The sequence below is a fragment of the Kribbella sp. NPDC043289 genome (genome assembly GCF_056436705.1).
Window position 1 is genome coordinate 695,607 of record NZ_JBWKCB010000002.1, and the last position, 23,797, is coordinate 719,403.

Consider the following 23,797-nt stretch of genomic DNA (forward strand, 5'->3'; position numbering starts at 1 on the left):
GAAGCTCAGCCTATGCCTCTTCGTCGGTTCCGTGCATGTCTTCCATCAGCAGCACCACGCCGTCTCCTTGGCTGTCAAGTGGCGAACAGGTGACCGCGCACCTGATCGCCCGGCCCTTGCGGTTCACCGCGGGCAGCTCGGTCGGCCCGGTTCGGGCGCCGGTGTCCACGCAGCGCTGGACCACCTCGACCAGCGCCGCCGTCGGCAAACCGAAGTCCAGCTGGAAGAACAGTTGCTGTTTCACCTCGTCGCCGCGCAGTCCCCAGAGCTCTTGGGCACCGCGATTCCAGCTGCGGACCCGCAGGTCGCCATCGAGCACCACGACTCCGGCAGCAACGCTGGACAGCACACCCTCGAGGAAGGTCCGGGCCTCGTCGAGCTCGGTACTGCGGATGCGGATCTCCTCGTTCATCGTCTCGAGCTCTTCGTTGCCCGACTGGAGTTCCTCGTTGGTGGTTTCGAGTTCTTCGTTGGTGGACTGCAGCTCTTCGTTGGTGGTTTCGAGTTCCTCGATGCTGGACTGGAGTTCCTCGTTGGTGGTTTCGAGTTCTTCGTTGGTGGACTGGAGTTCCTCGTAGGCGGTCTCGAGATCCTCGCGGTTTCGCTTCACCTCGAGCTGCAGCCGGGTCAGGGCGGTGGTGTCGGTGAACACGACGGACGATCCCACGAGGATGCCGTCCGAGGCGGTCAGCGGTTGTACGACGATGTCGAGGTACTGCACGTCCTCGGCGGACAGTCTGCGCTCGACCGCGTTGACCCGGACCGCTCGGCGTTCGGAGTGCGCCTGTTCGATCAGCGAGCGGAGCTCGGTGGGCCGGTAGGAGACCTCGAGGTCGCGGAACGGCCGGCCGAGGTCGTGGGACGTCAGCCCGAACTGTGCTCTGGCCTGGCTGTTGAGCTGGATGATCGTCCCGTCCAGGTCGACCGAGATGATGGCGTTCGGCGCCGTCTCCAGAACCAGGTCGCGAAGCTGCCGTTTGCGGGCGGCGTCGCGAAGCTCCAGCCCGGCGGCCGGGGCCAGCTGCAGTGGGCTGGGCTGATGGGGCGGGCCGGCGTCACCCGGTTTCCGGCGGAAGATCCGCTGCCGCATGCTCACCACGTCGAAGCGCTCGCCGTCGGACAGCAGCATCTCGGCCTTGCCGAGGAACAGGTAGCCGCTCTCCCGGAGGGCGAAGTGGAACCGGTCCATGATCTGCGCCTGTGCCTCGACGTTGAAGTACATCAGCGTGTTGCGGCACACGAGCAAGTGCAGTCGCGAGATCGGGGCGTCCCTGGTGATGTCGTGGCGACCGAAGATCACCCGGCGGCGCAGGTCGGACCGGAACGTGAAGCGCGAGCCGCTCTCCTCGAAGTACAGGCTGCGCATTTCTTCCGGCATCGCCTCGAGCGCCTTGGCCGGGTACGAGCCGGTGCGCGCCTCGCGCAGTGCCTCTTCGTCGACATCGGTTCCGTAGATCTTGACCCGCCGGGCGCACTCCTCGATCCCCAGCGCCTGGGCGAACATGATGGCCAGCGAGTAGGCCTCCTCGCCGCTCGAGCACCCGGCGCTCCAGACCCGGATCTCCTCTTCGGGGTCGACGCTGCTCAGCAGCTCGGGCAGGATCTCGCGCTGGAGGTAGGACCAGCTGTCGGTGTCCCGGAAGAAACTCGTGACGTTGATCAGGACGGTGTTGAAGAGGAACTCGAACTCCTCCGCGCTCGTCTCCAGCAGATCCCGGTAGTCCAGATAGCCGGCGATTCCCACGTCGGCCATCCGTTTGCGCACCCGGCGGGCCAGCGAGGTCCGCTTGTAGCCGGTGAAATCGAAGCCGCGGGAGTCCCGGATGAAGCCGAGCAGCTGCTCAAGGTCCGGGTCCGGGCTGTCGTGGACGTTGTCGGACATCAAACGCTCCTCGATTCGACCAGCGCCGCGATCACGTCCGCGATCTCACCGAGCGGCAGGACGAAATCGACCGCCCCGGCGGCCACCGCCGCCTCCGGCATTCCGCTGAACTCCGCCGATTCCGGGTCCTCGACGATCACCGTGCCGCCGCGTGACTTGACCGCGCTGACGCCCATCGAACCGTCGCGCCCCGATCCGGTCAGTACACAAGCGATCGCTCGCGCTCCGTAGGCTCCGGCCGCGGACTCGAAGAGCAGGTCCGCCGACGGCCGGACGAAATGCACCAGCTCGCTGCTCGAGAGCGACAGTTCGCCGCCCGCGCCGACCAGCAGATGCCGGTTCGGCGGCGCGATGTACGCCGTACCCGGTTTGGCGTGCTCGCCGTCCGCGGCCAGTTTCACCCGCAAGGGGGACCGGCGCCCGAGCACATCGGCGATCACCGTTTGATGCCGTGGGTCGAGGTGCTGGACGACCAGCACCGGGACCCGCAACCCCGACGGTAATCCGCCGAGCACCTGCGTGAGCGCCCGGATGCCGCCCGCGGACGATGCGATCGCGACGATGTCGAACCGATCGACCTGCTCGGCTCCGAGACGGGGTGGACCAGGTTGATTCATGATCTGGAGGTGCGGCCGGTGAACACTCCCCGAGCCTAGCGCCTATCGCGCCGTCGTGACCACGATCCGTCACCATCGACGGCAACCGGGGTGACGCGGCGCTCGGCCGCACGGCGGATCAGCCGGAGCATCGGCTGGCCCATTGCCGTGATCAGCGGCGACGTCAAGGCGAAGTACGCGCCGAGAGCGTGCCGGGACGCCGCGTCGGTGCAGCGTAGCCGGACCTCGGCGACGAGGACCGAACTGCGCTCGCCATAGCCGAGGACGGTCAAGCCCCACACCCCGACTCCGTAGCCAGGCAGGTCGAACGCGCGCAGCTCCGCCGGGCTCCAGACCACCCGCGTGTAGTCGGCCTGCCACCACCGGCCGATGAAACCGATCACGAGTTCGGTCTCCTCGTTGTCGGCCACCACCTGGAACCCTCGGGTCATCAGGTGATCGAAGCCCGGCGGTTCGTTCACCACCTTGCCAGGGGCACGCCCGGCCCATCCGAGGAGATCGTCGGGCAGCGACCCGTTCCGGTGCGGTTCGGACAGCAGCGGCGATCGGAACAGCTCGACGTCCCGGATGGCGCGATAGGTCCGCTGCGCATCGGCATCGACCGGCACGGCCCGCGTCATGCGCTGCTCCCACACGGGCATCTGGGCGTCAATGAGCATGGGCTCAGCGTGCGGCCTGGCGCGGAGCGGCGCCAGGGTCCGAAGACCTGCGAACTCGGAGCCGAACGGCTGCTGTGTCGGTCGCTGGGTCAGTCGCTGGGTCAGCCGCGGCGCGGGTCGGACCCGGCCTCCTTGACCACGCGGTCGCCGACCTCGAGCTGCTTCCAGAGGTCGCGCTGCACCTTGATGTCCTGGACCTCGCCGCCGTCGAGCTGCACCTCGAGCTTGCGGTAGAGGTTCGAACCGTCGTACAAGGCGCGGGACTTCTTCACGACGACCCCGCTCCAGGCTTCCTGGTCAGTCACGGTGGCGCTCCTTCCGGTTACGCTCAGTGGTCGACCCGAACCTTATCATCGATAAGCTTCGCCGAACCGGGAGGTCTGTGGGTACGGTTCGCTGGTGCCACAGCAGCGACGTACCGACCGCACCGCGATCGTCGCCGCCTCGATCGAGGTGCTCGACGAGCGCGGTCTCGACAAGCTGTCGCTGCACGCGGTGGCCGCCCGGCTCGGCGTCCGGCAGCCGGCGCTGTACCACCACTTCCGGGACAAGGACGAGATTCTCGCCGCCGTCGCCGCCGAGGTGCTGAAACGCTGGCACACCGAGCGGCTGCCACAGCCGGGCGAGGGCTGGCGGACGTTCCTGACCCGCAACGCGTACAGCCTGCGCCGCGCGATGCTCGCGGTCCGGGACGGTGCGCGGCTACTGGCGCTGGCCGGGCCGCGGGCTCCGGAGCTGGCGCACGCGATCGCGCAGGTGTCGTTCCTCGAGCGGCACGGATTCAGCGGTACGGGCGCGATTCTGGCGTACGTCGCGGTGTCGCGGTACACCATCGGTGCGACTATCGAGCAGCAGACGGCCCGGGACGGGAACGACATCGCCCTTCCCCCGACCGCCTCTCCGGAAGCCGCGCATCTTCTCGATGTTGCCGGGCAGGTCGTCGCGCTGGGCCCTGACCACGAGTTCGCGACCGGCCTGGCCGCGCTGGTGAAAGGCCTCGACCCGTCACCCGATGGCTAGGTCGGTCACGACTACCTGACCCCGGCAGGCCAGAGGCGGGGCTGGATTTTGGAGTCCGTGTAGTCGGGGGTGGGGTTGTGGCGGACCAGTTCGTCGTTGGGATGGCTGGCGCCGGGGCGCCAGCGGTTGTCGGTCGGCTGCAGGTGGATGGCGATGGATCGGCGTGCTGCCGTGCTCAGGTTCGCCGAACTTCCGTGCACCGTCCGGCAGTGGTGGAAGCTCACCTGGCCACGCTTCATCCGCGGTACGACGGGGGTCGGGTCGAACCCCTGCGCGGCGATCGATGCCTCGAGTCCGGCGGTGTCCTGGGAGAAGAAGTCCAGCCCCGTCACGGACCAGCGATGGCTGCCGGGCAGGAACCCGACCGCCCCGTTCACCTCGTCGACGTCGTGGAATCCGACCCATGCGGTGAGCATCTCGTCCGACGTACACGACTGCCAGTACTGCCGGTCCGTGTGCCATCCGACGCGCGCCGCCGACTCACCCGGCGGCTTGAACAACAACTGGTCGTGCCACAGCCGGATCCCGTCCGCGCCGGACAACGCGGCCGCCGTCGCCGCGATCGCCGGGTGCCGGACGAGCGCGGCCAGTTCGTCCACGCGCAGCGACGAGTAGTCGTTCTTCCGCAGTACATCCCCGTCCGCCGGCCGCCACCCGCGGGTCGCGGGTACGTCGGGCAGTGTGTGGTCGTGATCGTCGGCGTAGAACCGCTCCATCCCGCGCTCGGCCGCGTCCAGTACGTCGGACGGCACGATCACCGGCGAGATCCAGTAGCCGCGTTCCTGGTAGAAGGCGATGTCATCAGGTCCTGGTAGCTCCATGGCGACCAACCTAGGAATCCCGGCTCGCGCGGGCGTTGCCGATGTTCAGCCACCTGGACACAATCTTCAGGTGTCCTTGCACCGTCCCAGCGGGCTCCGCGCCGGCTTCCATGCCGAGGGGTTCGACCCCGCCAGCGGTCTGCGGCACGCGGGGGAGCAGTGGGCGCCGGAGCAGTTCCTGATCGAACCGCATCAGCACCCGGTCTGGGAGATCTACCTGCAGCAGCACGGCACCACGCACTGGGTGGCGGGCGGTGAGAGCTACGTCCTGCATCCCGGCCACCTCTTCGCGGTACCGCCCGGCGTCACGCATCACCTGGCGGGCCGGTCCGGCAATCACCACTTCTACTTCGCCGCGGTCGATCGCGACGCGGTCGCCCGGCGTCAGACCGCTCTCGCGCGACCGTGGCCCAAGACGGTCGTCCATCGTGAGGCGGGCGAACTCACGCACGCGTTCGCGCAGTTGGTGCGTGAACTGACGACGCGGTACGAGTACGCCGAGACCGGGCTGGCGCTCGCGGTGGATCATCTCGTCCTCGCGGTCTCCCGGTCGCTCGCGCCGGCCGCCGTACCGCAGTTGGCCATGCATCCCGCCGTACGGACGGTGAAACGCCTGCTGGACCAGGAGTTCCACGAGCGGTGGACCCTTCGCGAACTCGCCGATCGCGCCGGACTCGCACCGGCGTACGTGGCCGAGTTGTTCACCGGTGAGCTCGGTCAGCCGCCGCACCGCTACCTGAGCGAGCGCCGGATCGACCGCGCGCGCCAACTGCTCGAGACCAGCGACATCACGATCACGGCGCTGGCGTTGAGCCTCGGCTTCAGCTCCAGCCAGCACTTCGCCCGAGTGTTCCGTCAGTTCACCGGCACGACGCCGACTGCCTTCCGGTCTCAGTCCTCGCCCTCGACCGGCGGCAATGTCGGGTAGTCGAACATCGGATAGAGGCCGACGGTGAAGCCGTACGTCGTGTCGCCGGACCTGGGCAGCTGGTCGAACGAATGGATCAACCGGTCGACCTGCTGCCAGAACTCCGCCGCCCGCTCCTCCGGGATCCGGGCGTGCCGGATGAACGACCGCATCTCGCCCGCGTCATATGCCGGCTTGGACTCGTCGGCCGCGACCTCGAAGTCGTTGAAGTCCTGCGGCAGCCGACCCTCCGCGCCCTGCCGGCCGAGCCCGACGTAGAACATCCGTGCGGCGCGCCCGTAGAACCGTTCCTCGATCGCCCGCACCCGCCGCGTCCGCACCACCCGCAGGATGCCGGCGTCGGTCAGCACCTTCACGTGGTGCGCGACCGTGCTCTTCGGCCGGCCGACCGCGGTGGCCAGCTCGGTCACGGTCGCGGCCCGCTCGTGCAGCAGCCCGAGGATCGTCGTCCGCAACGGGTCGCTGATCGCCCGCACCTGCTCGGCGGTGGTCAGCTCGACGGTGTCCGCGAGCTCGTAGTCGGGTACCCCACTGTTGATCGACATGGTTCGAATAGACTAGCATCGCCGATTGTTCGAGATATTTGGATCATTGGAGCTGATGATGGCCGAGGTCGTGCTGTACCACCACTCGCAGGGACTGACCGACGGGGTGAAGGCGTTCGCCGAGGAGTTGCGGCAGGCGGGCCACACCGTGCACACGCCGGACCTGTACGAAGGCAACACCTACGCGACCCTCGACGAGGGCATGGACTACGCGCGGGCGACGGGCTTCGGGAAGATCGCGGAGCGCGGCGTCGCGGCGGCGCAGGACCTGCCGGCGAACATCGTGTACGCCGGCTTCTCGCTCGGCGTCGTCCCCGCTCAGCAGCTCGCGCAGACCCGGCCGGGTGCGGTCGGTGGCCTGTTCTACTACTCGTGTCTACCGGCCGAGGAGTTCGGGGCGTGGCCCGCGGGTCTGCCGGCGCAGGTGCACGGGATGGAGGAGGACCCGTTCTTCGCCGAGGAAGGCGGCGACATCGACGCCGCCCGCGCCCTGGTCGCCGCCAACAGCTCCGTGGAGCTGTTCCTCTACCCCGGCAAGGAGCACCTGTTCGCCGACTCCTCCCTGCCGGGCTACGACGAAGCCGCCGCCAAGCTCGTCCTCCAGCGCACGCTGGACTTCCTGGCCTAGCGTCTGCAGGAGGACAGTACGTATACGTCCACTACGCCTGATTGGCTGAGCCGCTGAGCGTGGCCGCTTCGGCAGTGGGCGTATACGTACTGTCGAGCTGCCGCTCGCGCCGGGTCGGGATGAACGAGGCCACCACCAGCGCGGTCAGCGCGGCGCCGGCGCCGATCAGCAGGACGGCCCGGAAGCCACTCTGCGAAGGCAGGGTGTAGCCGCCCAGGCTGATCGTCAGGTTCGCCAGGATCACGCCGGCGATCGCGCTGGATACCGAGGTGCCGATCGACCGCATCAGCGTGTTGAAGCTGTTCGCCGCCGCGGTCTCCGACACGGGGACGGCGGACATGATCAGCGCGGGCATCGCGCCGTACGCCAGGCCGATGCCGGTGCCGATCAGCAGCGAGACCAGGACCAGCTGCCAGACCTGGCTCATCAGCACGCTGCCCACGCCGTAGCCGGCCGCGACCACCAGGGCGCCGAGCATCAGCGTGACCTTCGGGCCGCGGGTCCTCGAGATCTTCGCCGAGAACGGCGCGGCGACCAGCATGATCAGACCCGACGGGCCCATCACCAGACCGGACGCCAGCATCGACTGGCCGAGTCCGAAACCAGTTGCCCTGGGCATCTGCAGCAGCTGCGGCAGCACCAGCGACATCGCGAACATCGCGAACCCGAACACCATCGACGCCAGGTTGGTCAGCAGGACCTGCGGGCGGGCCGTCGTCCGCAGGTCGACCAGCGGCTCCTTGGTCCGCGTCTCCCACCAGCCCCAGGCGAGCAGCGCGACGACCGCGAGGGCGAACAGGGCGAGCGTGCGAGGGCTGCCCCAGCCCCAGCTCCCGCCCTGAGAAATTGCCAGCAGCAACGAGATCAGCCCGACCGACAACCCGACCCCACCGGGTACGTCGAAGCGCCCGCCGGACCGCACCGCCGACTCCGGGACGAACCGCACGACCAGCACGAAGACGATCGCGCCGAGCGCGGCCGACACCCAGAACAGCGTGTGCCAGTTGAAGTTCTCGGCCAGCAACGCCGCAGCCGGGAGACCGAGTGCGCCGCCGACGCCGAGTGAGGCGCTCATCTGCGCGACCGCCGTACCGACCTTCTCGGAGGGCAGCTCGTCGCGCATGATGCTGATCCCGAGCGGGATCACGCCGGAGGCCAGGCCCTGGAGCGCGCGGCCGGCGATCATCGGGACCAGCGAGCTGCTCAGCGCCGCGACCACCGAGCCGGCGACGAGCATGCCGATGCTGATCAGCAGCATCCGGCGCTTGCCGTACATGTCACCGAGGCGGCCCATGATCGGGGTCGCGACCGCGGCCGCGAGCAGTGTCGCGGTGATCGCCCAGGCGGTCCCGGCGGCCGAGGCGTTCAGCAGCCGCGGCAGTTCGGGAACCAGCGGGATCACCAGGGTCTGCATCAGCGCGACCGTGATCCCGGCCGAGGCGAGCACCGGAACGACGGCCCCGGTACGCACTGAATGAGCAGCGGACATCACTTGCCTCCGAGCGCAGCGATAGATAGTTGAGAGCAGCGATAGATGGTTGGTTTCTGCAACCATACGTTAAGTCAGGCAGTTGACTTAAACAAGTCGGCGAGGGAAGCTGGGAGAAGAAACCACACGGAGGTGATGGCCTGTGACCGATAGTGATCAGCTTGCCGACTACCCGATCCCACCCGTCGATGCGATCGAACCGCCACCCGAGTGGGAGGAGCTCCGGCGCGAGTGCCCGGTGGCGCATGTCCGGCTGCCGAGCGGCGACCAGGCGGCCCTGCTGACCCGGTACGACGATGTTCGCCAGGTGCTGTCCGACGCGAGGTTCGCCCGTACCGCGGAGGGAGCGGCGCGGGTGTCGGCGGAAGGCGCCGGCGTGTTCGACCGGCGGCGTCCCGGCGTACCGCAGTCGGGTGACGGGCACCAGCGGTGGCGGCGGATGATCACCAAGTGGTTCACGGCCAAGCGGATGGCGGCGTTGCGGCCGTCGATCGAGGCGATGGCGGAGCAACTCGTCGACGAGATGGTCGACGGCGGGCACCCGGCCGATCTGAAAGCGAGCCTCGGGTTCCCCTTGCCCGTGTGGGTGATCTGCGAACTTCTCGGCGTACCGGCCTCGGATCGGGAGCGGTTCTCCTACTGGTCCGACACGTTCCTGAACCTGAGTCGCTACTCGGCCGCCGATATGGAAGCCGCGCAGGCCGAGTTCACGGCGTACATGAGCGGTCATGTCGAGGCGAAGCGGGCGAACCCCGGGACCGATCTGCTGAGTGACCTGATCACCGGCACCGACTCGGCCGGGGAACAGTTGAGCGACGACGCGTTGGTGTCCACCGGCATGGGCCTGCTGATCGCGGGCCACGAGACCACCACGAACATGATCGGCAAGATGATGGCGATGCTGCTCGCCGACCGCGACCGCTGGGAGCAGTTGCTCGCGGACCCGGCGCTGGTCCGCACCGCCGTCGAGGAGACCTTGCGGTACGACGCCAACGCGGGCTTCGGCATGATGCGGTACGTCACCGAGGAGCTCGAGCTCGCCGACGGCGCACTGCCCGCGGGGACGACCGCGATCTGCAGCATGGCCTCGGCGAACCGGGACGAGCGGGTTTTCGCCGATGCCGGCGAGATGGACCTGAGTCGCAGCCCGAACGTCCACCTCGCGTTCGGTGCCGGGCCGCACTCCTGCATCGGTCAGTCGCTGGCGCGTACCGAGCTGCAGGTCGTTCTGGAAGTCTTGCTGCGTCGATTGCCGACATTGGCGCTGGCAGTGCCGGCGGCCGAGCTGCCGCTCGTCGAAGGGCTGCTCGTCGGTGGGCTGCGGGAGGTAAGGGTGATCTGGTGATGATGGCGAAGACGGTCAGGTCGGCGCGGGTGAATGCCACGCGGGACCTGATCATGGACACGGCGGAGCGGATGTTCGCCGAGCGCGGCGTGCACGAGGTGTCGAACCGGCAGATCAGCGAGGCCGCTGGTCAGGGCAACAACACCGCGGTCGGGTACCACTTCGGGACCAAGACCGATCTGGTGCGGGAGATCGTCCGCAGGCACGCGGTGCCGGTCGAGGACCGGCGCCGGGAGCTGCTCGCCGAGCTCGGTGCCGAACCGGACGTCCGGGACTACGTGACGGTCCTGGTCCGGTCGGCGACCGACCACATGGGCAGTCTGGGGACGCCGAGCTGGCTCGCGCGGTTCAGCGCCCAACTCATGAACGATCCCGCCCTGCGCGAGATCCAGCTGCAGGAGTCGCGGAACTCGCCGACGCTCACGCAGCTCGTCGACGGTCTCGGCGAGCATCTCGCGGACCTGCCGCCGGCGGTCCGGATCGAGCGTGGCGACATGGCGCGGCATCTGATCATCCAGATGACGGCCGAGTTCGAGCGGGCGCTCGCGGACGGTACGCCGACGGCTCGGGCGACCTGGCAGGAGATGGCCGACGGGCTGATCGACGGGATCGTCGGCCTGCTGACCGCGCCGGTGACTTCGTGAGCGTGCTCGTGGTGGGAGCGTCCGCGGCCGGGTTGACGACCGTGGAAGCCCTGCGCCGCAAGGGGTTCCGGGAGCCGATCACCGTGCTCGGCGCGGAGTGGCACCCGCCGTACGATCGGCCGCCGCTGTCCAAGCAGTTCCTCTGCGGGGACTGGGACGCCGGGCGCACGCAGTTGCGTCCGGAGGCGATGTTGTCGGCGCTGGAGGCCGAGTTCGTGCTCGGTGACTCCGCCGTCGCGCTGGATGTCGGGCGGAAGGTGGTTCGGACCGCGGCGGGACGTGCGTTGTCTGCCGATGCGGTGGTGATCGCTACCGGGCTGACGCCGCGCCGGCTGCCCGGGCCTGAACTCGACGGTGTTCACGTGGTGCGGACGCTCGACGACGCCGCTGCCTTGCGTGCGGACCTGGTGGATGGCGCGCGGGTTGTCGTGGTCGGTGACGGGGTGCTCGGGGCCGAGATCGCCGCGACGGCCCGCAAGCTCGGCCTCACCGTCACGATGGCAGGTCCGCAAGCGGTGCCGTTGCAGAGCCAGCTTGGTCCGGTGGTCGGTGGCCTGCTTGCCGAGTTGCATGCGAGCGAAGGTGTCGAGCTCCGGCTCGGCGCGGCGGTGACCGGGCTGACAGACGTGGGCGGCAGAGTGAGCGGCGTACGGCTGGCTGATGGTGAGGTGCTGCCCGCGGACGTGGTGGTCGTGGCGCTGGGCGCTGCGCCCGCAACCGAGTGGCTGGAAGGAAGTGGGCTCGCTCTCGGCAACGGTGTGGTGTGCGACGAGTTCTGCCGCGCGGCGGACGGGATCTACGCGGCCGGCGACGTGGCGCTCTGGCAGTACGGCGATTCTCTGATCCGATTGGAGAATCGGACCAACGCGACCGAACAGGCGATCTGCGTCGCGGCCAACATCCTCGGCGAAGCGCAGCCCTACCGCCCGATCCCGTACTTCTGGACGGATCAGTTCGCGGTGAAGCTCCAGCTGCACGGCCGCCCGTCCGTGGACGCCGAGGTGACCGTTGTCGAAGGCAACATCACGGACGGACGCTTCGTCGCGCATTACCGCCACGACGACCGCGTCACCGCAGTACTCGGCTGGAACATGCCGAAACAGACCCGCCTGCACCGGGAGCATCTGGTGCACGCGTAATTCGAAGACCTCTCTGGGGAAGGAATTCGTATGACTACTCCGGTGTATCCGATGGCCCGGGCCACGGGCTGTCCGTTCGATCCGCCGCCGCAGCTGCGTGAACTGCAGGAAGAAGCGCCGCTGGTGAAGGTGCAGGTCTTCGACAGCACCGCGTGGCTGGTGACGCGGTACGACGACCAGCGCAAGCTGCTCGCGGATCCTCGGGTGAGTTCCGACGTCAACAAGCCGGGCTACCCGAACACCGTCGCACGGGCCTTGCCGACCGGCGAGGACGCGGGGATCGGGTTCATCCTGATGGACGACCCGGAGCACGCGCGGCTGCGGCGGATGGTCACCGCGCCGTTCATGATCAAGCGGGTCGAGGCGATGCGGCCGCAGGTCCAGGAGATCGTCGACGGCCTGATCGACGACCTGCTCGCGGGGCCGAAGCCGGTCGATCTGGTCGAGGCGTTCGCGCTCCCGGTCCCGTCGCTGGTGATCTGCCGGCTGCTCGGGGTCCCGTACGACGACCACGAGTTCTTCCAGCAGAACAGCCGCATCCTGATCCGCACCAGCGCCTCGGTCGAGGAGCGGACCCAGGCGCGGAACAACATCGGCAAGTACCTTAACGAGCTGATGGGGGAGAAGCTGGAGAGCCCGAAGGACGACCTGCTGTCCGGGCTGGCCGAGCGGATCAAGGCCGGTGAGCTGACCCGCCGGGATGCCGCCGGTATCGGCGTGCTGCTGCTGATCGCCGGGCACGAGACCACCGCGAACATGATCGCCCTCGGCACGCTGGCGCTGCTGGAGCACCCCGAACAACTCGCCGTACTGCGGGAGACCGACGACCCGAAGGTGGTGGCGAGCGCCGTCGAGGAACTGCTGCGGTACCTGAACATCACCCACAACGGCCGCCGTCGCGCGGTCCTCGAGGACATCGAACTGCACGGGCAGGTGATCAAGGCCGGCGAGGGCGTGATCTTCCCGAACGACCTCGGCAACCGCGACCCGTCCGTGTTCGAGGACCCGGACACCCTCGACGTACGCCGGGACGCGCGCCGGCACGTGGCGTTCGGGTTCGGGGTGCATCAGTGCCTCGGGCAACCATTGGCGCGGATGGAGCTGCAGGTCGTCTACAACACGCTGTACCGCCGCGTCCCGACGCTGCGGCGCGCCGTACCGCTGGAGGAGATCCCCTTCAAGCACGACGGCGCGGTGTACGGCGTCTACTCGCTTCCCGTCACCTGGTGAAAGGACACGCCATGAAGATCACCGTCGACCAGGACAAGTGCGTCGCCTCCGGCCAGTGCGTCACGGCGGCCGCCGACGTCTTCGACCAGCGTGACGAGGACGGCGTCGTCGTCCTCCTCACCGACAACCCGCCCGCGGAACTGGCCGCCGACATCCACCAGGCCGCCGCGGTCTGCCCCGCGCTGGCCATCGTCGTCGAGGACTGAGCCCGGCTACAGTGCTGTAGATGATCAACGGAGCGCATGTGATCATCTACAGCACCGACGCCGAGGCCGATCGCGCGTTCTTCTCCGACGTGCTGGAGTACCCGTCGGTCGATGCCGGCCACGGCTGGCTGATCTTCAAGCTGCCCCCGGCCGAGGTCGCGGTGCATCCGGCCGAGAGCGGCTCGCACGAGCTGTTGCTGATGTGCGACAACCTCGAGCAAACGATGACGGACCTGCGCGCGAAGGGGGTCGAGTTCAGCAAGCCGGTAGAACGCCAACGCTGGGGCGTCCTGACCTCACTCCGGCTCCCCGGAGGTGGCGAGATCGGCTTGTACGAGCCCCACCACCAGCGTGCCACCTGACATCCCGTGCAGCACGACGCGCGGACCTGCTGTCGCCGTACTCCGTGCTTCTCGTAGCACGGGTTATCCCTTCGCGTTGGGGGTTCTCGGCTGGCATGAGAGCGGACAACCCCCAACGGCAACGGATATCCGTCCGAGGCGTACGCGCGGCACTCGCTGACGGACACTCAAACAGCCGGGCATTCGAGCGGTGTGCTCTCGGAGGCGGAGCGCTGCCGCGACGGTGCGAGAGCCGTGCGTGGCACCGGGTGAGTGTCCGCGACGGCGTCCGGTAGGCGGGCGGGAGCGAGGTACGTCAGCAATGCGCCGTCGCGCTCGACCGTCGCGTCCGGCCAGCGGCGGCGGACCATGCGGAGCGAGCGTTCGTTGGCGGCACTGACGACGAACAGGAAATGCGTCGCGCCGGCCGCGATCGCGTCCGCGGCGGCGATCGAGAGCATTCGGATCCCGAGCCCGCGGCGCTGGTCGGCCTCGCCGATCACGGCGGCCAGTTCGGCCGTCGACGCGCCCGGCGCCCACGCCCACATCGCGTGCCCGACGATGCTCTCGTCGCGGGTCGCCACGAAGGCCGCGCCGTTCGGGCACAGCATCCGCAGCAGCAGCGCCGGCCGGGGCGGATTCCCGATCGCGGTCTGGAAGCGGAAGTAGCGGCTGAGGTCCGTCAGCCCGGTCAGCATCCTGGACAGCTCGTCCGCGTCGGGTTCACCGGCACGTCGGACGAGCGGCGGTCTCGCCTGAGTCTGGTTCACGGATTCAGCGTTCCCTGCTTGGCTGAGTCTGTCAAGCGGACTTATCCTGGTCACATGAGTACGGCAGTGAACGCGCAGGAGCCCGAGGCGATGCGGTGGTCCACGGAGAACTGCACGATCTCCCGGACGATGGAGATCCTCGGTGACAAGTGGACTTTTCACGTCCTCCGCGAGGTCTTCGTCGGTGTCCGCCGGTTCGAGGACATCCGGGCCCGGGCCGGCATCCCACGCCAGATGCTCACCGAGCGGCTCGCCGCGCTGATCGAACGCGGCCTGATCCGCCGCCATCCGTACCGGCTGCCCGGGCAGCGCGAACGCTCGGAGTACCGGCTCACCGAGGCCGGGATGGACCTCTACCCGGTGCTGGTGGCGATGATCCAGTGGGCCGACCAGTACCTGCCGCTAGAGTCCGGACCGCCGATCGAGCCGCGGCATCGCGGTGACTGCGGCGAGCGGGTGACGGTGGTCATGCAGTGCGAGGGCGGTCACGAGCCGGCGCCACGCGAGGTCGCCTTCCGCCCCGGCCCGGGCGCCCAACCACGGTAGGTCGAGCGGCGCTAGGCCTCGAGGTCCGCGATTGCCTTCCGGAGCAGGGATTCGGTCTCCCGAGGCTGCGCCGCGGTGATCGAGACGGCGTCCATGGTGACGACGTACAGATCGAGTTCCTCGCGCTTGTCGAGGTAGACGGCGCTGGTCAGGTGCTCGATGTAGACGATGTCGGGAAGGTCGCTGTCGTTGAAACGCAGCAGCGTGAACGCGCCGCCGGTCGCGGTGTACCCGCCCTTGTCGAACGGGATGATCTGCAGCGTCACGTTGTGCCGCCTGGCCGCCTCGATCAGGTACTCCAGCTGGGCCTTGAGAACCGCGGGACTGCCGATCGGACGCCGCAGGACCGCCTCGTCGACGACGGCCCACAGGCGTGCAGGTCGTTGCCGCGTCAGCACGTCCTGACGGCTCATCCGCAGCGCGACCAGGCGGTCCACCTCTTCGGGTGACAACGGCACGTCCTGCTGGCCGAGTTTGACGACGGCCCGCGCGTACTCCGGGGTCTGCAACAGCCCCGGCACGAACTGCAACTCGAACGTACGAATCAGGTCGGCCGCCATCTCCAGGCCGAGATAGGAGTGGAACCACTGCGGCGTCAGGTCGTCGTACCGTTGCCACCAGCCCGGGTTGTTCGCGTCGCGGGCCAGCGTGAGCAGGCGCTCGCGTTCCTCCGGGTCGTCCAGCTTGTACAGCGTCAGTAGGTCGTCGACGTCGCGGACCTTGAACCCGACCCGGCCGAGTTCCAGGCGGCTGATCTTCGACTCCGAGCCGCGGATCGCCCAGCCCGCGTCGGTGCGGCTCACCTTGGCGGCCTCGCGCAGCCGGCGCAGGTGGACACCGAGCACGATGCGCAGAGCGGTCGGGCCGCCGTACGCCCCCGGCTCTGTCACCTCTTCGCCTCCCAGCAGCAGTGGTTCGGTGTGCAGCAGTTGATCATTCCATAACGGACCGTGAACGTGTCCATACCGCACCCGCCGACACGATGTGTTCAGCGCGCCGTACTCTCGGTAGAGTCGGTCGCACAGACTTCCCGATCACTCTCTGCGAGGTTCACCGATGGTCGATGCCACCAATGCACCCAGTTCGATCCCGGTCGGTGTCGACACCAGCCGGGCCAGCATCGCCCGCGTGTACGACGCCTTCTTGGGCGGCAAGGACAATTTCGAGGTCGACCGCGAGGTCCTGCGTGGGGTCCAGGCCGCCGCGCCGCAGGCCCAGGACCTGGCCTGGTCGAACCGGAACTTCCTGATTCGCGCCTGCCGGTTCCTGGCCGGCCAGGCGGGTATCACGCAGTACCTCGACTGCGGGTCCGGTCTGCCGACCGCCGAGAACACCCACCAGGTCGTGCAGCGGATCCAGCCCGAGGCCAAGGTGCTCTACATCGACAACGACCCGGTGGTGCTCGCGCACGGCCGCGCGCTGCTCGAGGAGAACGAGAACACGCTGTTCGTCAGCGCCGACATCTTCGATCCGGACGAGGTGCTGAGCAGGCCCGAGGTGCGTGACTTCCTCGACTTCAGCGAGCCGATCGCCGTGATGCAGGCCGGCACGCTGCACCACTACATCGGCACCGAGGGCGCGCAGATCATGCAGAAGTACGTCGACGCGGTGGTGCCCGGGTCGTACACGGCGATTTCGCACTTCTACGACCCGGAGACTCCGGAGCACACCAAGGTCGCCCAGCAGATGGAGGAGAAATTCATCCACAGCCCGATGGGCAGCGGTAGGTTCCGCACCCGCGCGGAACTGATGGAGTTCTTCCCCGGCCAGGAGCTCGTTGCCCCGGGTCTGGTGCTCTGCGACGACTGGTGGCCGGACGGCCCGCGGCTCAAGCCGCTCAACCAGGTCGAGGAATGCATCGTCGGCGCGGTCGGCCGCAAGGTCTGACCGCTCAGTCGCTCAGCGGGCGCCCGGGATCCGTCCCGGGCGCCCGCTGTGCTTTCAGAACGTCCAGCGCTGTCCGGCCGAGTTGTTGCAAGTGGCAACGGTTACCGGGTTGCCCAGGGCAGCGGGTGCGGTCAGGCAGCGGCCGCCGGACCGGATGGTGCCGTCACCGGGCAGGCTCCACTGCTGGTTCGTGCCGCCGTGGCAGCTGTACAGGATGACGGCGCCGGCCTGTGTGGCGCTGGCGTCCAGACAGCCGAACTGCGCGTGCAACGTGGTGTTCTCGGCGTGCACCCAGTTCTGGTTGTCGCCGCCGGTGCAGCTGTAGAGCAGGATCGTCGTACCGTCGGTTCCGGAGACGTCGAGGCAGCCGCCGCTGCCGCGGATGTCACCGGACGCGGAGTTGCCGATGCCGTTCTCCTGCACGGCGGACGATCCGTTGAGGGTGACCTTGCTGTCCGCGGCACAGCCCGTACTCACCGAGCTGCCGGTGAAGTGCGCGGTGAGGCTGCCGCTGGTCGGTGCGCTCATCGTGAGCTTCGAGTACGGCTCGTCGTCACAGGTCGCCTTGGCGTTGTTCCAGTCGAAGTACTCGGTCCAGCTGACCATGCCCGACGTACTGATCGTGTTGCCTGCTCCCGTTTGCAGGCTGCCGAGTTTGAACGACGTACCGGCAGTGAGGTCGCGGACGGTCACGCCATACCAGCCGCTGCCTTCACTGGCGACGGCGAACGCGTAGGTGTGGCCGGGCGTCGGGGCTCGGTCGAGGCGGCAACTACCTCCGGTGCCGTCCTCCTGGAACTGGATGCAGTAGGTGCCGGCGTCGCCGACCTTCCAGGCGGTGGAGTTCCACAGCGAGTAGAGGAACATGCCGCCGCCGTCGCGGTGGGTCTGCATGCCGGTGTACCCGCCGACGTCGCCGCCGGTGAAGGCGAACTGGTTGGACCAGTAGACGTTCGCGCGGCCGGGTGCGTTGTTGATCGTCATCCGGAACTCGGCCTGGGTGAGCGAGGGAGTGTCGAACGTGTAGTTCACGTAGGTGCCGGGCGTGACGCCGATGGCGGACGCGCTGCCGGGGATCAGCGCGGCGGCGAGGCCGAGCAGGGCGCAGAGCAGTAAGGACTTGAGTCTCATCGGGGGTGCTACCTCCAAGCGAAGCGGGCGGTACTTCGACTTCGAGAGCTCTCATCGACGATGATGCGCAGAGCTGCGCGCAGATGTCCAGAGGTGAGCGGTTAACGTTACATGTGCTCGGAAACGAGCGTTGCCGCCGTTCCTTCCTCGAGTGCCTGGAAGATGTGCGGGAGGTCGCCGGGGTAGGCGATGTAGTCGCCCGGGAGCAGTTCGACCGGCTCGTCGGCCGGGCCGACCAGGGCTCGTCCGGAGCCGAGGATCACGTGCTCGACGACGCCCGGCATGTGCGGCTCGGACTTCCGGCCGGGGCCGGGGGAGGCGACGATCCGGTAGAGGTCACGGCGGGCGTTCGGCGGGCTGGACGCGACCAGGGTGGCGCTGTACTCGGCCTGGTCGGAGTAGATCGCGGGTCCTTCGCCGGCCCGGATCACCTGGATCTTCGGCCGCGGCGGGTCGAGCAGCGCCGCGAACGGGGTGTCGAGGGCAACGGCCAGCGCCCACAGCGTTTCGACGCTTGGGTTGCCGGTGCCGGACTCGAGCTGAGAGAGCGTGGACTTCGCGACTCCCGCCCGCTTAGCGACCTCGGTCAGTGACAGTCCGGCGCGCGCCCGGTGCCGGCGCAGAGAGGCTGCGATCACGTCGAGCGGTGCTCTGGTGCTGTCCATGACGATCGTTCGCTCCATCGGTCTGGTTGTTCGGCTTGACGAACGGGCGGCGCGTTGTTCATCATAATGCCCATGCGTTCGATCTGGCGAACACTCGATCGGGGACTCGCCCGGGACATCGGTCTGGTCTGTCTGGCCGACGGCGTCGTCGGGCTCTCGTACGGCGCGATCAGCGTCGGCGGCGGGCTGCCGTTGTGGGTGCCGATCCTGTTGTCGATCGTGGTCTTCGCGGGCGCGTCGCAGTTCCTGTTCGTCGGGATCGTGGCGGCCGGCGGCAGCCCGATCGCGGCGATGATCGCGGGTCTGCTGGTGAACACCCGGCACGTCCCGTTCGGCCTGGCGGTGAGCGACGTGATCGGTGGTGGCTGGCGGCGCTGGGCCGGCAGTCACGTGATGACCGACGAGAACGTGGCGTTCGCGATGGGACAGGACGACGTACGGCAGAAGCGGGCGGCGTACTGGGCGGGCGGGATCGGCATCTTCGTCTGCTGGAACATCGGCGTCGTCGTCGGTGGACTGGCCGGCTCGGTCATCACCGATACTGACATGTTCGGCCTGGACGCTGCGTTCCCGGCGGTCCTGCTGGCCCTGGTCCTGCCGTCCTTGCGCGACCGATCGACGCGTACGGCGGCCCTCGTCGGCGTCGTCGTCGCGCTGGCGACCACCCCGTTCCTGCCAGCCGGTCTACCCGTCCTGTGCGCGCTGGCGGGGCTGCTCTGCTACCGCGCCACGAAGCCCGCCGTGGAGGTGGCCCCATGACCAATACCCCGCTCCTGCTGGTCGGCATCGGAGTGCTTGCTGTGGGGACCTTTTCGCTGCGGTTCGCGGGGCCCGCGCTGCGGAGTCGCTTCGAGGTGCCGGAGCGGGTGCAGCAGTTGCTGGCCGCGGCCGCGATCGTGCTGCTGACCGCATTGGTCGCCACCTCCGCGCTGACCGAGGGCCACGGTCCGGCCGGGATTGCGCGTCCGGCCGGAGTGCTGGTGGGCGGTGTGCTGGCGTGGCGGAAGGCGCCGTTCGTCCTGATCGTGGTGGCCGCCGCAGTCACCGCGGCCGGCCTACGCCTGCTCGGCGTCCCGTAGCCGGCGGGGTATCGGGCCGCTAGCGGGCTGCAGCACGTCAGCGGTCAGACAACCCGGCAGCCGCAAGAGTGGGCGTGGTCATCCCCGCAGCGGATACCGTGCGGCTATGAGCATGCAGCCCGGGCAGCCCGGACCGGCACCCGCCAAGTCGATCCTGCCGAAGATCGCCATCGCCTGTTTCGTCGTCGGGGCGATCGTGACCGGGATCTTCGCCTGGCAGATCGTCGTGACGGCACCGCGGAAGCCGCAGCCGATCGAGTCCGGGCAGGTCGTGCTGAAGAAGGAGGGGCTGACGATCTACGCGTCCGTCCCGGTGCTCGCCCCGCCGTGCAAGGCGCAGGACGCGAACGGCAACGACGTACCGCTGAAGCGGCCGACCGGGTCGGAGACCGTCACGATCAACGACGACATCTGGTACGTCATCGCGAAGTCGGAGCAGACCGTACCGGCCGGGACCTACAACATCTCGTGCACGGACGACGAGACCAACGCGACGTACGCCGCCGGGCCGAAGATGTCTGTCGTGCGCTTCGTCCTGTCGATCCTCGGCGCGGTGTTCGCGCTGCTGATCTTCGTCGGGCTCGGCAGCACGTTCCTGGTGATCGGGGCGGTCCGCAAGGGTCGTCGGAATCGTCAGGGTCAGACCTTCCCGACCCAACCTGGTGCCCCGGGCAACTATCCCCAGCCCAACTACTCGCAGTCGAACTACCCGCAATCCGGCTACCCGCAGCAGCCGCCGCCGTCCGACCACACGTTCCCCGCGCCCCCGCCGTACAACCCGGGCCCGAACCCGGACCGTCCGCAGGACCGGTGACCGGGATGGACCTCGACTGGCCGGGCTGCCGCAACGTCCGGGACGTCGGCGGCCTGCCGACCGCCGACGGGCGGGTGATCCGCGCGGGGGTGCTGATCCGTGCCGACAGCCTGGGGTACTTGACCGACGACGGCGTCGCGGCGGTGCGCCGGTCCGGCGTGACCCGGATCCTCGACCTGCGCGGCGACGCCGAGGTCGCGCAGTTCCCGACACCGTTCACCGGTACGCCGCTGGCGGTGCGGCAATCGGTGCACGACCCGGCCGACCCGGACCACGGTCAGCCGACGATCATCGCGGCGTGCCTCTGGATGCTCGACCAGCGGCCCGAGCGGTTCGCGGCCGCGGTGAAGGCGATCGCGGACGAGCCGGACGGCGCGGTCGTCGTGCACTGTCACGGCGGCAAGGACCGGACCGGCATGGTCGTGGCGCTGGCGTTGAGCGTGGCCGGCGTACCGGAGCAGGAGATCGTCGCCGACTACTTCCGCACGCAGTCGCGGATGGCGGCCTGGCTCGAGGAGCAGCTGGCCGACGAGCCGGACTTGTCGCGGCACCCGGAGATGCGCGAGTTCCGCGACACCCGGGCCGAGTCGATCGTCGCGATCCTGCGGCACCTGGACGCGAACTACGGCGGACCGGAGGCATACCTGCGGCACGGTGGTCTTACCGACACCGATCTCAGCAAGCTGAGAGCACGCTTGGTGGCCTGACCTGCGTCACCCGGGCGTCACGGAGCGCAGTACATTAACGCAATGCCGACCGCCGCAGAGCAGACCGGGGTCACCGACCCGACGGAGCTTGCAGGGCTGGCCGAACGCTACGGACTCTCCAAGAGCTCGATCCGCCCTCCGCTCGGCTCGTACCTTCGCGAGCTGTGGAGCCGTCGCCAGTTCGTCTTCAGCTATGCCACCGCGCGCACCTACGCCATGTACGCCGGAGCCCGCCTGGGCTCGATCTGGCAGGTACTGACACCGCTGCTGAACGCGGCGGTCTACTACCTCGCCTTCGGTGTCCTGCTCGGGACGAAGAACGGGATCGACAACTACGTCGCGTTCCTGCTCAGCGGGATCTTCGTGTTCACGTTCACCCAGCGCTGCATGACCGAGGGGTCCCGCTCGCTGGCGCTGAACATGTCCCTGATCCGCACCCTGCACTTCCCGCGCGCGACACTCCCGCTGGCCTATGTGCTGAACGAGCTGAACCAGATGATGGTCTCGCTGGCGATCCTGTTCGTGGTCGTCGGGTTCACCGACGGACCGGCCTGGCGCTGGTTCCTCGTCGTACCGGCGATGCTGCTGCAGATCATGTTCAACATCGGGATCACGCTGGTGTTCGCGCGGATCGGGACGTTCGTCTCCGACGTCACCCAGCTGCTGCCGTTCATCACCCGGACCTGGCTGTACGCGTCCGGCATCTTCTTCTCGCTGCCGGCCAAGCTGACCCAGCTCGATGCGCCGCCGTGGGTGACCCAGGTGCTCGCGCTCAACCCGATCTCGGCGTACATCGACATCGTCCGGCGGTCGCTGCTGCAGGAACACCAGGCGAACGAACTGCCACACGCCTGGACGATCGCGATCGTCTGGTCATTCGTGATGCTGGCCGGTGGGTTCTGGTACTTCTGGCGGGCGGAGGACCGTTATGGGCGCGGCTGATCCCACAGTGATCGCCGACCGGTTGGACATCATCTACAAGGTGATCGCCGGCCAAGGCGGCAAGGGTACGGCGGCGACGGCGCTGCGGCGGATCGTCAAACGCCAGGACCGGCCGACGATCCGTGAGGTGCACGCGGTCAAGAAGGTCACCTTCACGGCGTACAAGGGCGATGCGATCGGCGTGATCGGCCGCAACGGCTCCGGCAAGTCGACCATGCTGCGGGCCATCGCCGGCCTGCTGCCGCCGGCCTCCGGCGCGGTCTACACCGGCGGGCGGCCATCGCTGCTCGGCGTCAACGCCGCGATGATGAACGACCTCACCGGCGACCGGAACGTGGTGCTCGGCTGTCTTGCGATGGGCATGTCCCCGGCCGAGATCGACAACCGGTACGACGAGATCGTCGAGTTCTCCGGGATCGGGGACTTCATCGACCTGCCGATGTCGACGTACTCGTCCGGGATGCAGGCGCGGCTGAAGTTCGCGATCGCCTCGGCGAAGACGCACGACATCCTGCTCGTGGACGAGGCGCTGGCCACCGGTGACGCCGAGTTCCGGGTCCGGTCGGAGCGCAAGATCAAGGAACTCCGCGACCAGGCCGGGACGGTGTTCCTGGTCAGCCACAGCCTGGACGTGGTGCAGGAGACCTGCAACCGCGCGCTGTGGCTGGACAGCGGCGTCCTGAAGCTCGACGGGCCGGTGGACGAGGTCGTCGCGGCCTACATCAAGGCCACACGGGCCGGCTAGCCGGGGCTAGACGGCCTTCGGGTGCTCCCGGAGGCCGACCAGGAAGCCGAGGCCCCAGGAGACGTGCATGGTCGCGCAGACCAGCGGTAGCCAGGCCAGCGCCTTCCAGGGCAGGTACCGGCCCTCCATCGCCGAGCCGAAGAGCAGCAGCACGGCATAGCCGAGCGGGGCCAGGAAGCCGATGTCGAGCCAGCTGATGCCGGTGGCCAGGCCGATGATGCCGAGGATCGTGCCGACGGCCAGCGCGATCACCGCGACCGGGGGAGCCAGGTACCGCTTGCTGGCGGTCTCCGGGTGCCGGCGGATCACCTCACGGCGCCACTGACCGGTGTGGAAGAACTGCTTGGCCACCGCGGACAGCGACGAGCGCGGCCGGTAGGTGACGGACAGGTCCGGGCTGAACCAGATCAGACCGCCGGTCTTGCGGATCCGGTAGTTCAGCTCCCAGTCCTGGGCCCGGTGCATGGTTTCGTCGAAACCGCCGACCCGCTCCAGCGCGGCCCGCCGGAACACCCCGAGGTAAACGGTGTCGGCCGGTCCGGCCTTGCCGCCCTGGTGGAACGTGGACGCGCCCAGCCCGAGGCGGGAGCGGTACGCGCAGGCGACCGCCATCTCGGTCGGGGTCCGGCCCTCGGCGGCCATCACGCCGCCGACGTTGTCCGCGCCGCTCTCCTCCAGCACCTCGACCGCGCGGGTGATGTACCCGTCGGTGAGCGCGCCGTGCCCGTCGACCCGGACCAGGATGTCGTGCTTGGCGTGCGCGATCCCGACGTTCAGCGCCGCCGGGGTCTTGCCGGTCGGGTTCGGGACGATGCTGATCCGGTGGTCCTTCTCGGCCAGCTTGTCCGCGATCTCCTCGGTCCGGTCCTTGCCCGGCCCGATCGCCAGCACGACTTCGAGCTCACCCGGGTAGTCCTGGTCGAGGACACGCCCGACCGCCTCCTCGAGGTGGCGTTCCTCGTTCAGCACGGGCATCACGACGGACACGGGTGGCCAGTGGGACAGCGGCATATCAGG

29 protein-coding genes are annotated in these 23,797 nt (G+C 68.6%); 17 read left to right on the forward strand and 12 right to left on the reverse strand.

What is annotated here, in order from left to right; translation table 11 throughout:
- Positions 1 to 10: 10 nt before the first annotated feature.
- From AC0662_RS15110 to AC0662_RS15125, 4 genes are all read right to left on the reverse strand, one after another.
- Entirely contained in the window at positions 11 to 1,882 is a 1,872-nt protein-coding gene (locus AC0662_RS15110; RefSeq protein WP_478301079.1) for a CheR family methyltransferase, read from the reverse strand.
- Entirely contained in the window at positions 1,882 to 2,499 is a 618-nt protein-coding gene (locus AC0662_RS15115) for a chemotaxis protein CheB (RefSeq protein WP_478301081.1), read from the reverse strand. The genes AC0662_RS15110 and AC0662_RS15115 overlap by 1 nt, the downstream gene beginning before the upstream one ends.
- Before the next feature lie 35 nt (positions 2,500 to 2,534).
- On the reverse strand, positions 2,535 to 3,158 hold the full coding sequence (locus AC0662_RS15120) for a hypothetical protein (RefSeq protein ID WP_478301083.1): 624 nt from the start codon (positions 3,156 to 3,158) through the stop codon (positions 2,535 to 2,537).
- Between the two features lie 101 nt (positions 3,159 to 3,259).
- Complete coding sequence (locus AC0662_RS15125) at positions 3,260 to 3,463, reverse strand: DUF7489 domain-containing protein (RefSeq protein WP_452199359.1); 204 nt, start codon at positions 3,461 to 3,463, stop codon at positions 3,260 to 3,262.
- 94 nt (positions 3,464 to 3,557) lie between these two features.
- On the opposite strand from AC0662_RS15125, the gene AC0662_RS15130 reads away from it, so the two are divergent.
- On the forward strand, positions 3,558 to 4,178 hold the full coding sequence (locus AC0662_RS15130; protein WP_478301085.1) for a TetR/AcrR family transcriptional regulator C-terminal domain-containing protein: 621 nt from the start codon (positions 3,558 to 3,560) through the stop codon (positions 4,176 to 4,178).
- 11 nt (positions 4,179 to 4,189) lie between these two features.
- On the opposite strand, the gene AC0662_RS15135 is transcribed toward AC0662_RS15130, so the two are convergent.
- Complete coding sequence (locus AC0662_RS15135; RefSeq protein WP_478301087.1) at positions 4,190 to 4,999, reverse strand: phytanoyl-CoA dioxygenase family protein; 810 nt, start codon at positions 4,997 to 4,999, stop codon at positions 4,190 to 4,192.
- 70 nt (positions 5,000 to 5,069) lie between these two features.
- On the opposite strand from AC0662_RS15135, the gene AC0662_RS15140 reads away from it, so the two are divergent.
- Positions 5,070 to 5,927, forward strand: coding sequence for a helix-turn-helix transcriptional regulator (locus AC0662_RS15140; RefSeq protein ID WP_478301089.1), 858 nt, complete (start codon positions 5,070 to 5,072; stop codon positions 5,925 to 5,927).
- Here the strand turns inward: AC0662_RS15140 and AC0662_RS15145 are convergent.
- Positions 5,891 to 6,472, reverse strand: a complete 582-nt coding sequence (locus tag AC0662_RS15145) for an ArsR/SmtB family transcription factor (RefSeq protein ID WP_452199365.1) — start codon at positions 6,470 to 6,472, stop codon at positions 5,891 to 5,893. The genes AC0662_RS15140 and AC0662_RS15145 overlap by 37 nt on opposite strands.
- A 58-nt stretch (positions 6,473 to 6,530) precedes the next feature.
- Between AC0662_RS15145 and AC0662_RS15150 the strand changes: the two genes are divergently transcribed.
- Positions 6,531 to 7,100, forward strand: coding sequence for a dienelactone hydrolase family protein (locus AC0662_RS15150; RefSeq protein WP_478301092.1), 570 nt, complete (start codon positions 6,531 to 6,533; stop codon positions 7,098 to 7,100).
- Between the two features lie 31 nt (positions 7,101 to 7,131).
- Here AC0662_RS15150 and AC0662_RS15155 read toward each other — a convergent pair whose 3' ends face one another.
- Entirely contained in the window at positions 7,132 to 8,589 is a 1,458-nt protein-coding gene (locus tag AC0662_RS15155; RefSeq protein ID WP_478301094.1) for an MFS transporter, read from the reverse strand.
- 142 nt (positions 8,590 to 8,731) lie between these two features.
- Here AC0662_RS15155 and AC0662_RS15160 point away from each other — a divergent pair, with 142 nt between their 5' ends.
- Genes AC0662_RS15160 through AC0662_RS15185 form a run of 6 tightly spaced genes read left to right on the forward strand, consistent with a single transcriptional unit; the run spans position 8,732 to position 13,515 of the window.
- Entirely contained in the window at positions 8,732 to 9,934 is a 1,203-nt protein-coding gene (locus AC0662_RS15160) for a cytochrome P450 (RefSeq protein WP_478301096.1), read from the forward strand.
- Positions 9,934 to 10,578, forward strand: a complete 645-nt coding sequence (locus AC0662_RS15165; protein WP_452199372.1) for a TetR/AcrR family transcriptional regulator — start codon at positions 9,934 to 9,936, stop codon at positions 10,576 to 10,578. The genes AC0662_RS15160 and AC0662_RS15165 overlap by 1 nt, the downstream gene beginning before the upstream one ends.
- Positions 10,575 to 11,717 (forward strand): NAD(P)/FAD-dependent oxidoreductase, encoded by a 1,143-nt coding sequence (locus AC0662_RS15170; RefSeq protein WP_478301098.1) that lies wholly within the window; start codon positions 10,575 to 10,577, stop codon positions 11,715 to 11,717. Before AC0662_RS15165 ends, AC0662_RS15170 begins: the two co-directional genes overlap by 4 nt.
- Before the next feature lie 30 nt (positions 11,718 to 11,747).
- Positions 11,748 to 12,947, forward strand: a complete 1,200-nt coding sequence (locus tag AC0662_RS15175; protein WP_478301101.1) for a cytochrome P450 — start codon at positions 11,748 to 11,750, stop codon at positions 12,945 to 12,947.
- Positions 12,948 to 12,958: 11 nt separating this feature from the next.
- The gene (locus AC0662_RS15180) at positions 12,959 to 13,153 is read left to right on the forward strand and encodes a ferredoxin (RefSeq protein ID WP_452199378.1); all 195 of its coding nucleotides are present in this window, start codon (positions 12,959 to 12,961) and stop codon (positions 13,151 to 13,153) included.
- Between the two features lie 20 nt (positions 13,154 to 13,173).
- On the forward strand, positions 13,174 to 13,515 hold the full coding sequence (locus tag AC0662_RS15185; protein ID WP_478301103.1) for a VOC family protein: 342 nt from the start codon (positions 13,174 to 13,176) through the stop codon (positions 13,513 to 13,515).
- Positions 13,516 to 13,682: 167 nt separating this feature from the next.
- Here the strand turns inward: AC0662_RS15185 and AC0662_RS15190 are convergent, their stop codons facing one another.
- A complete protein-coding gene (locus AC0662_RS15190) occupies positions 13,683 to 14,264 on the reverse strand; it encodes a GNAT family N-acetyltransferase (RefSeq protein ID WP_478301105.1) in 582 nt (193 codons plus the stop codon).
- 54 nt (positions 14,265 to 14,318) lie between these two features.
- Between AC0662_RS15190 and AC0662_RS15195 the strand changes: the two genes are divergently transcribed.
- Positions 14,319 to 14,810, forward strand: a complete 492-nt coding sequence (locus tag AC0662_RS15195) for a winged helix-turn-helix transcriptional regulator (RefSeq protein ID WP_452199384.1) — start codon at positions 14,319 to 14,321, stop codon at positions 14,808 to 14,810.
- An 11-nt stretch (positions 14,811 to 14,821) separates the two neighbouring features.
- Here AC0662_RS15195 and AC0662_RS15200 read toward each other — a convergent pair whose 3' ends face one another.
- Positions 14,822 to 15,700, reverse strand: a complete 879-nt coding sequence (locus tag AC0662_RS15200; RefSeq protein ID WP_452199386.1) for a helix-turn-helix domain-containing protein — start codon at positions 15,698 to 15,700, stop codon at positions 14,822 to 14,824.
- Positions 15,701 to 15,866: 166 nt separating this feature from the next.
- Between AC0662_RS15200 and AC0662_RS15205 the strand changes: the two genes are divergently transcribed.
- The gene (locus AC0662_RS15205; RefSeq protein ID WP_478301108.1) at positions 15,867 to 16,697 is read left to right on the forward strand and encodes an SAM-dependent methyltransferase; all 831 of its coding nucleotides are present in this window, start codon (positions 15,867 to 15,869) and stop codon (positions 16,695 to 16,697) included.
- 54 nt (positions 16,698 to 16,751) lie between these two features.
- Here AC0662_RS15205 and AC0662_RS15210 read toward each other — a convergent pair whose 3' ends face one another.
- Together AC0662_RS15210 and AC0662_RS15215 are read right to left on the reverse strand one after the other, a co-directional pair.
- Complete coding sequence (locus AC0662_RS15210) at positions 16,752 to 17,828, reverse strand: ricin-type beta-trefoil lectin domain protein (protein ID WP_478301111.1); 1,077 nt, start codon at positions 17,826 to 17,828, stop codon at positions 16,752 to 16,754.
- A 107-nt stretch (positions 17,829 to 17,935) separates the two neighbouring features.
- Positions 17,936 to 18,511, reverse strand: a complete 576-nt coding sequence (locus AC0662_RS15215) for a helix-turn-helix domain-containing protein (protein WP_452199392.1) — start codon at positions 18,509 to 18,511, stop codon at positions 17,936 to 17,938.
- A 54-nt stretch (positions 18,512 to 18,565) separates the two neighbouring features.
- On the opposite strand from AC0662_RS15215, the gene AC0662_RS15220 reads away from it, so the two are divergent.
- The 6 genes from AC0662_RS15220 to AC0662_RS15245 all read left to right on the forward strand — a co-directional run bounded on the left by AC0662_RS15220 (position 18,566) and on the right by AC0662_RS15245 (position 22,780).
- Positions 18,566 to 19,252 (forward strand): AzlC family ABC transporter permease, encoded by a 687-nt coding sequence (locus AC0662_RS15220; protein ID WP_452199394.1) that lies wholly within the window; start codon positions 18,566 to 18,568, stop codon positions 19,250 to 19,252.
- The gene (locus AC0662_RS15225) at positions 19,249 to 19,572 is read left to right on the forward strand and encodes an AzlD domain-containing protein (RefSeq protein ID WP_452199396.1); all 324 of its coding nucleotides are present in this window, start codon (positions 19,249 to 19,251) and stop codon (positions 19,570 to 19,572) included. Before AC0662_RS15220 ends, AC0662_RS15225 begins: the two co-directional genes overlap by 4 nt.
- A gap of 106 nt (positions 19,573 to 19,678) precedes the next feature.
- Positions 19,679 to 20,386, forward strand: a complete 708-nt coding sequence (locus tag AC0662_RS15230) for a hypothetical protein (protein ID WP_452199398.1) — start codon at positions 19,679 to 19,681, stop codon at positions 20,384 to 20,386.
- Between the two features lie 5 nt (positions 20,387 to 20,391).
- Positions 20,392 to 21,093: a tyrosine-protein phosphatase gene (locus AC0662_RS15235; RefSeq protein WP_452199553.1), complete on the forward strand. Its 702-nt coding sequence runs from the start codon at positions 20,392 to 20,394 to the stop codon at positions 21,091 to 21,093.
- 42 nt (positions 21,094 to 21,135) lie between these two features.
- Positions 21,136 to 22,035, forward strand: coding sequence for an ABC transporter permease (locus AC0662_RS15240; protein ID WP_478301115.1), 900 nt, complete (start codon positions 21,136 to 21,138; stop codon positions 22,033 to 22,035).
- The gene (locus AC0662_RS15245) at positions 22,022 to 22,780 is read left to right on the forward strand and encodes an ABC transporter ATP-binding protein (RefSeq protein WP_452199402.1); all 759 of its coding nucleotides are present in this window, start codon (positions 22,022 to 22,024) and stop codon (positions 22,778 to 22,780) included. The genes AC0662_RS15240 and AC0662_RS15245 overlap by 14 nt, the downstream gene beginning before the upstream one ends.
- Before the next feature lie 6 nt (positions 22,781 to 22,786).
- Here the strand turns inward: AC0662_RS15245 and AC0662_RS15250 are convergent, their stop codons facing one another.
- Entirely contained in the window at positions 22,787 to 23,791 is a 1,005-nt protein-coding gene (locus tag AC0662_RS15250) for a glycosyltransferase family 2 protein (protein WP_452199404.1), read from the reverse strand.
- Between the last annotated feature and the right edge of the window lie 6 nt (positions 23,792 to 23,797).

Coding starts and splice junctions, on each gene's coding strand:
- AC0662_RS15115 (WP_478301081.1), bottom strand. CDS start 2,499: ATGAATCAACCTGGTCCACCCCGTCTCGGAGCCGAGCAGGTCGATCGG.
- AC0662_RS15245 (WP_452199402.1), top strand. CDS start 22,022: ATGGGCGCGGCTGATCCCACAGTGATCGCCGACCGGTTGGACATCATC.
- AC0662_RS15155 (WP_478301094.1), bottom strand. CDS start 8,589: ATGTCCGCTGCTCATTCAGTGCGTACCGGGGCCGTCGTTCCGGTGCTC.
- AC0662_RS15215 (WP_452199392.1), bottom strand. CDS start 18,511: ATGGAGCGAACGATCGTCATGGACAGCACCAGAGCACCGCTCGACGTG.
- AC0662_RS15225 (WP_452199396.1), top strand. CDS start 19,249: ATGACCAATACCCCGCTCCTGCTGGTCGGCATCGGAGTGCTTGCTGTG.
- AC0662_RS15150 (WP_478301092.1), top strand. CDS start 6,531: ATGGCCGAGGTCGTGCTGTACCACCACTCGCAGGGACTGACCGACGGG.
- AC0662_RS15180 (WP_452199378.1), top strand. CDS start 12,959: ATGAAGATCACCGTCGACCAGGACAAGTGCGTCGCCTCCGGCCAGTGC.
- AC0662_RS15250 (WP_452199404.1), bottom strand. CDS start 23,791: ATGCCGCTGTCCCACTGGCCACCCGTGTCCGTCGTGATGCCCGTGCTG.
- AC0662_RS15185 (WP_478301103.1), top strand. CDS start 13,174: ATGATCAACGGAGCGCATGTGATCATCTACAGCACCGACGCCGAGGCC.
- AC0662_RS15240 (WP_478301115.1), top strand. CDS start 21,136: ATGCCGACCGCCGCAGAGCAGACCGGGGTCACCGACCCGACGGAGCTT.
- AC0662_RS15205 (WP_478301108.1), top strand. CDS start 15,867: ATGGTCGATGCCACCAATGCACCCAGTTCGATCCCGGTCGGTGTCGAC.
- AC0662_RS15235 (WP_452199553.1), top strand. CDS start 20,392: ATGGACCTCGACTGGCCGGGCTGCCGCAACGTCCGGGACGTCGGCGGC.
- AC0662_RS15110 (WP_478301079.1), bottom strand. CDS start 1,882: ATGTCCGACAACGTCCACGACAGCCCGGACCCGGACCTTGAGCAGCTG.
- AC0662_RS15210 (WP_478301111.1), bottom strand. CDS start 17,828: ATGAGACTCAAGTCCTTACTGCTCTGCGCCCTGCTCGGCCTCGCCGCC.
- AC0662_RS15145 (WP_452199365.1), bottom strand. CDS start 6,472: ATGTCGATCAACAGTGGGGTACCCGACTACGAGCTCGCGGACACCGTC.
- AC0662_RS15135 (WP_478301087.1), bottom strand. CDS start 4,999: ATGGAGCTACCAGGACCTGATGACATCGCCTTCTACCAGGAACGCGGC.
- AC0662_RS15230 (WP_452199398.1), top strand. CDS start 19,679: ATGAGCATGCAGCCCGGGCAGCCCGGACCGGCACCCGCCAAGTCGATC.
- AC0662_RS15175 (WP_478301101.1), top strand. CDS start 11,748: ATGACTACTCCGGTGTATCCGATGGCCCGGGCCACGGGCTGTCCGTTC.
- AC0662_RS15220 (WP_452199394.1), top strand. CDS start 18,566: ATGCGTTCGATCTGGCGAACACTCGATCGGGGACTCGCCCGGGACATC.
- AC0662_RS15195 (WP_452199384.1), top strand. CDS start 14,319: ATGAGTACGGCAGTGAACGCGCAGGAGCCCGAGGCGATGCGGTGGTCC.
- AC0662_RS15120 (WP_478301083.1), bottom strand. CDS start 3,158: ATGCTCATTGACGCCCAGATGCCCGTGTGGGAGCAGCGCATGACGCGG.
- AC0662_RS15165 (WP_452199372.1), top strand. CDS start 9,934: ATGATGGCGAAGACGGTCAGGTCGGCGCGGGTGAATGCCACGCGGGAC.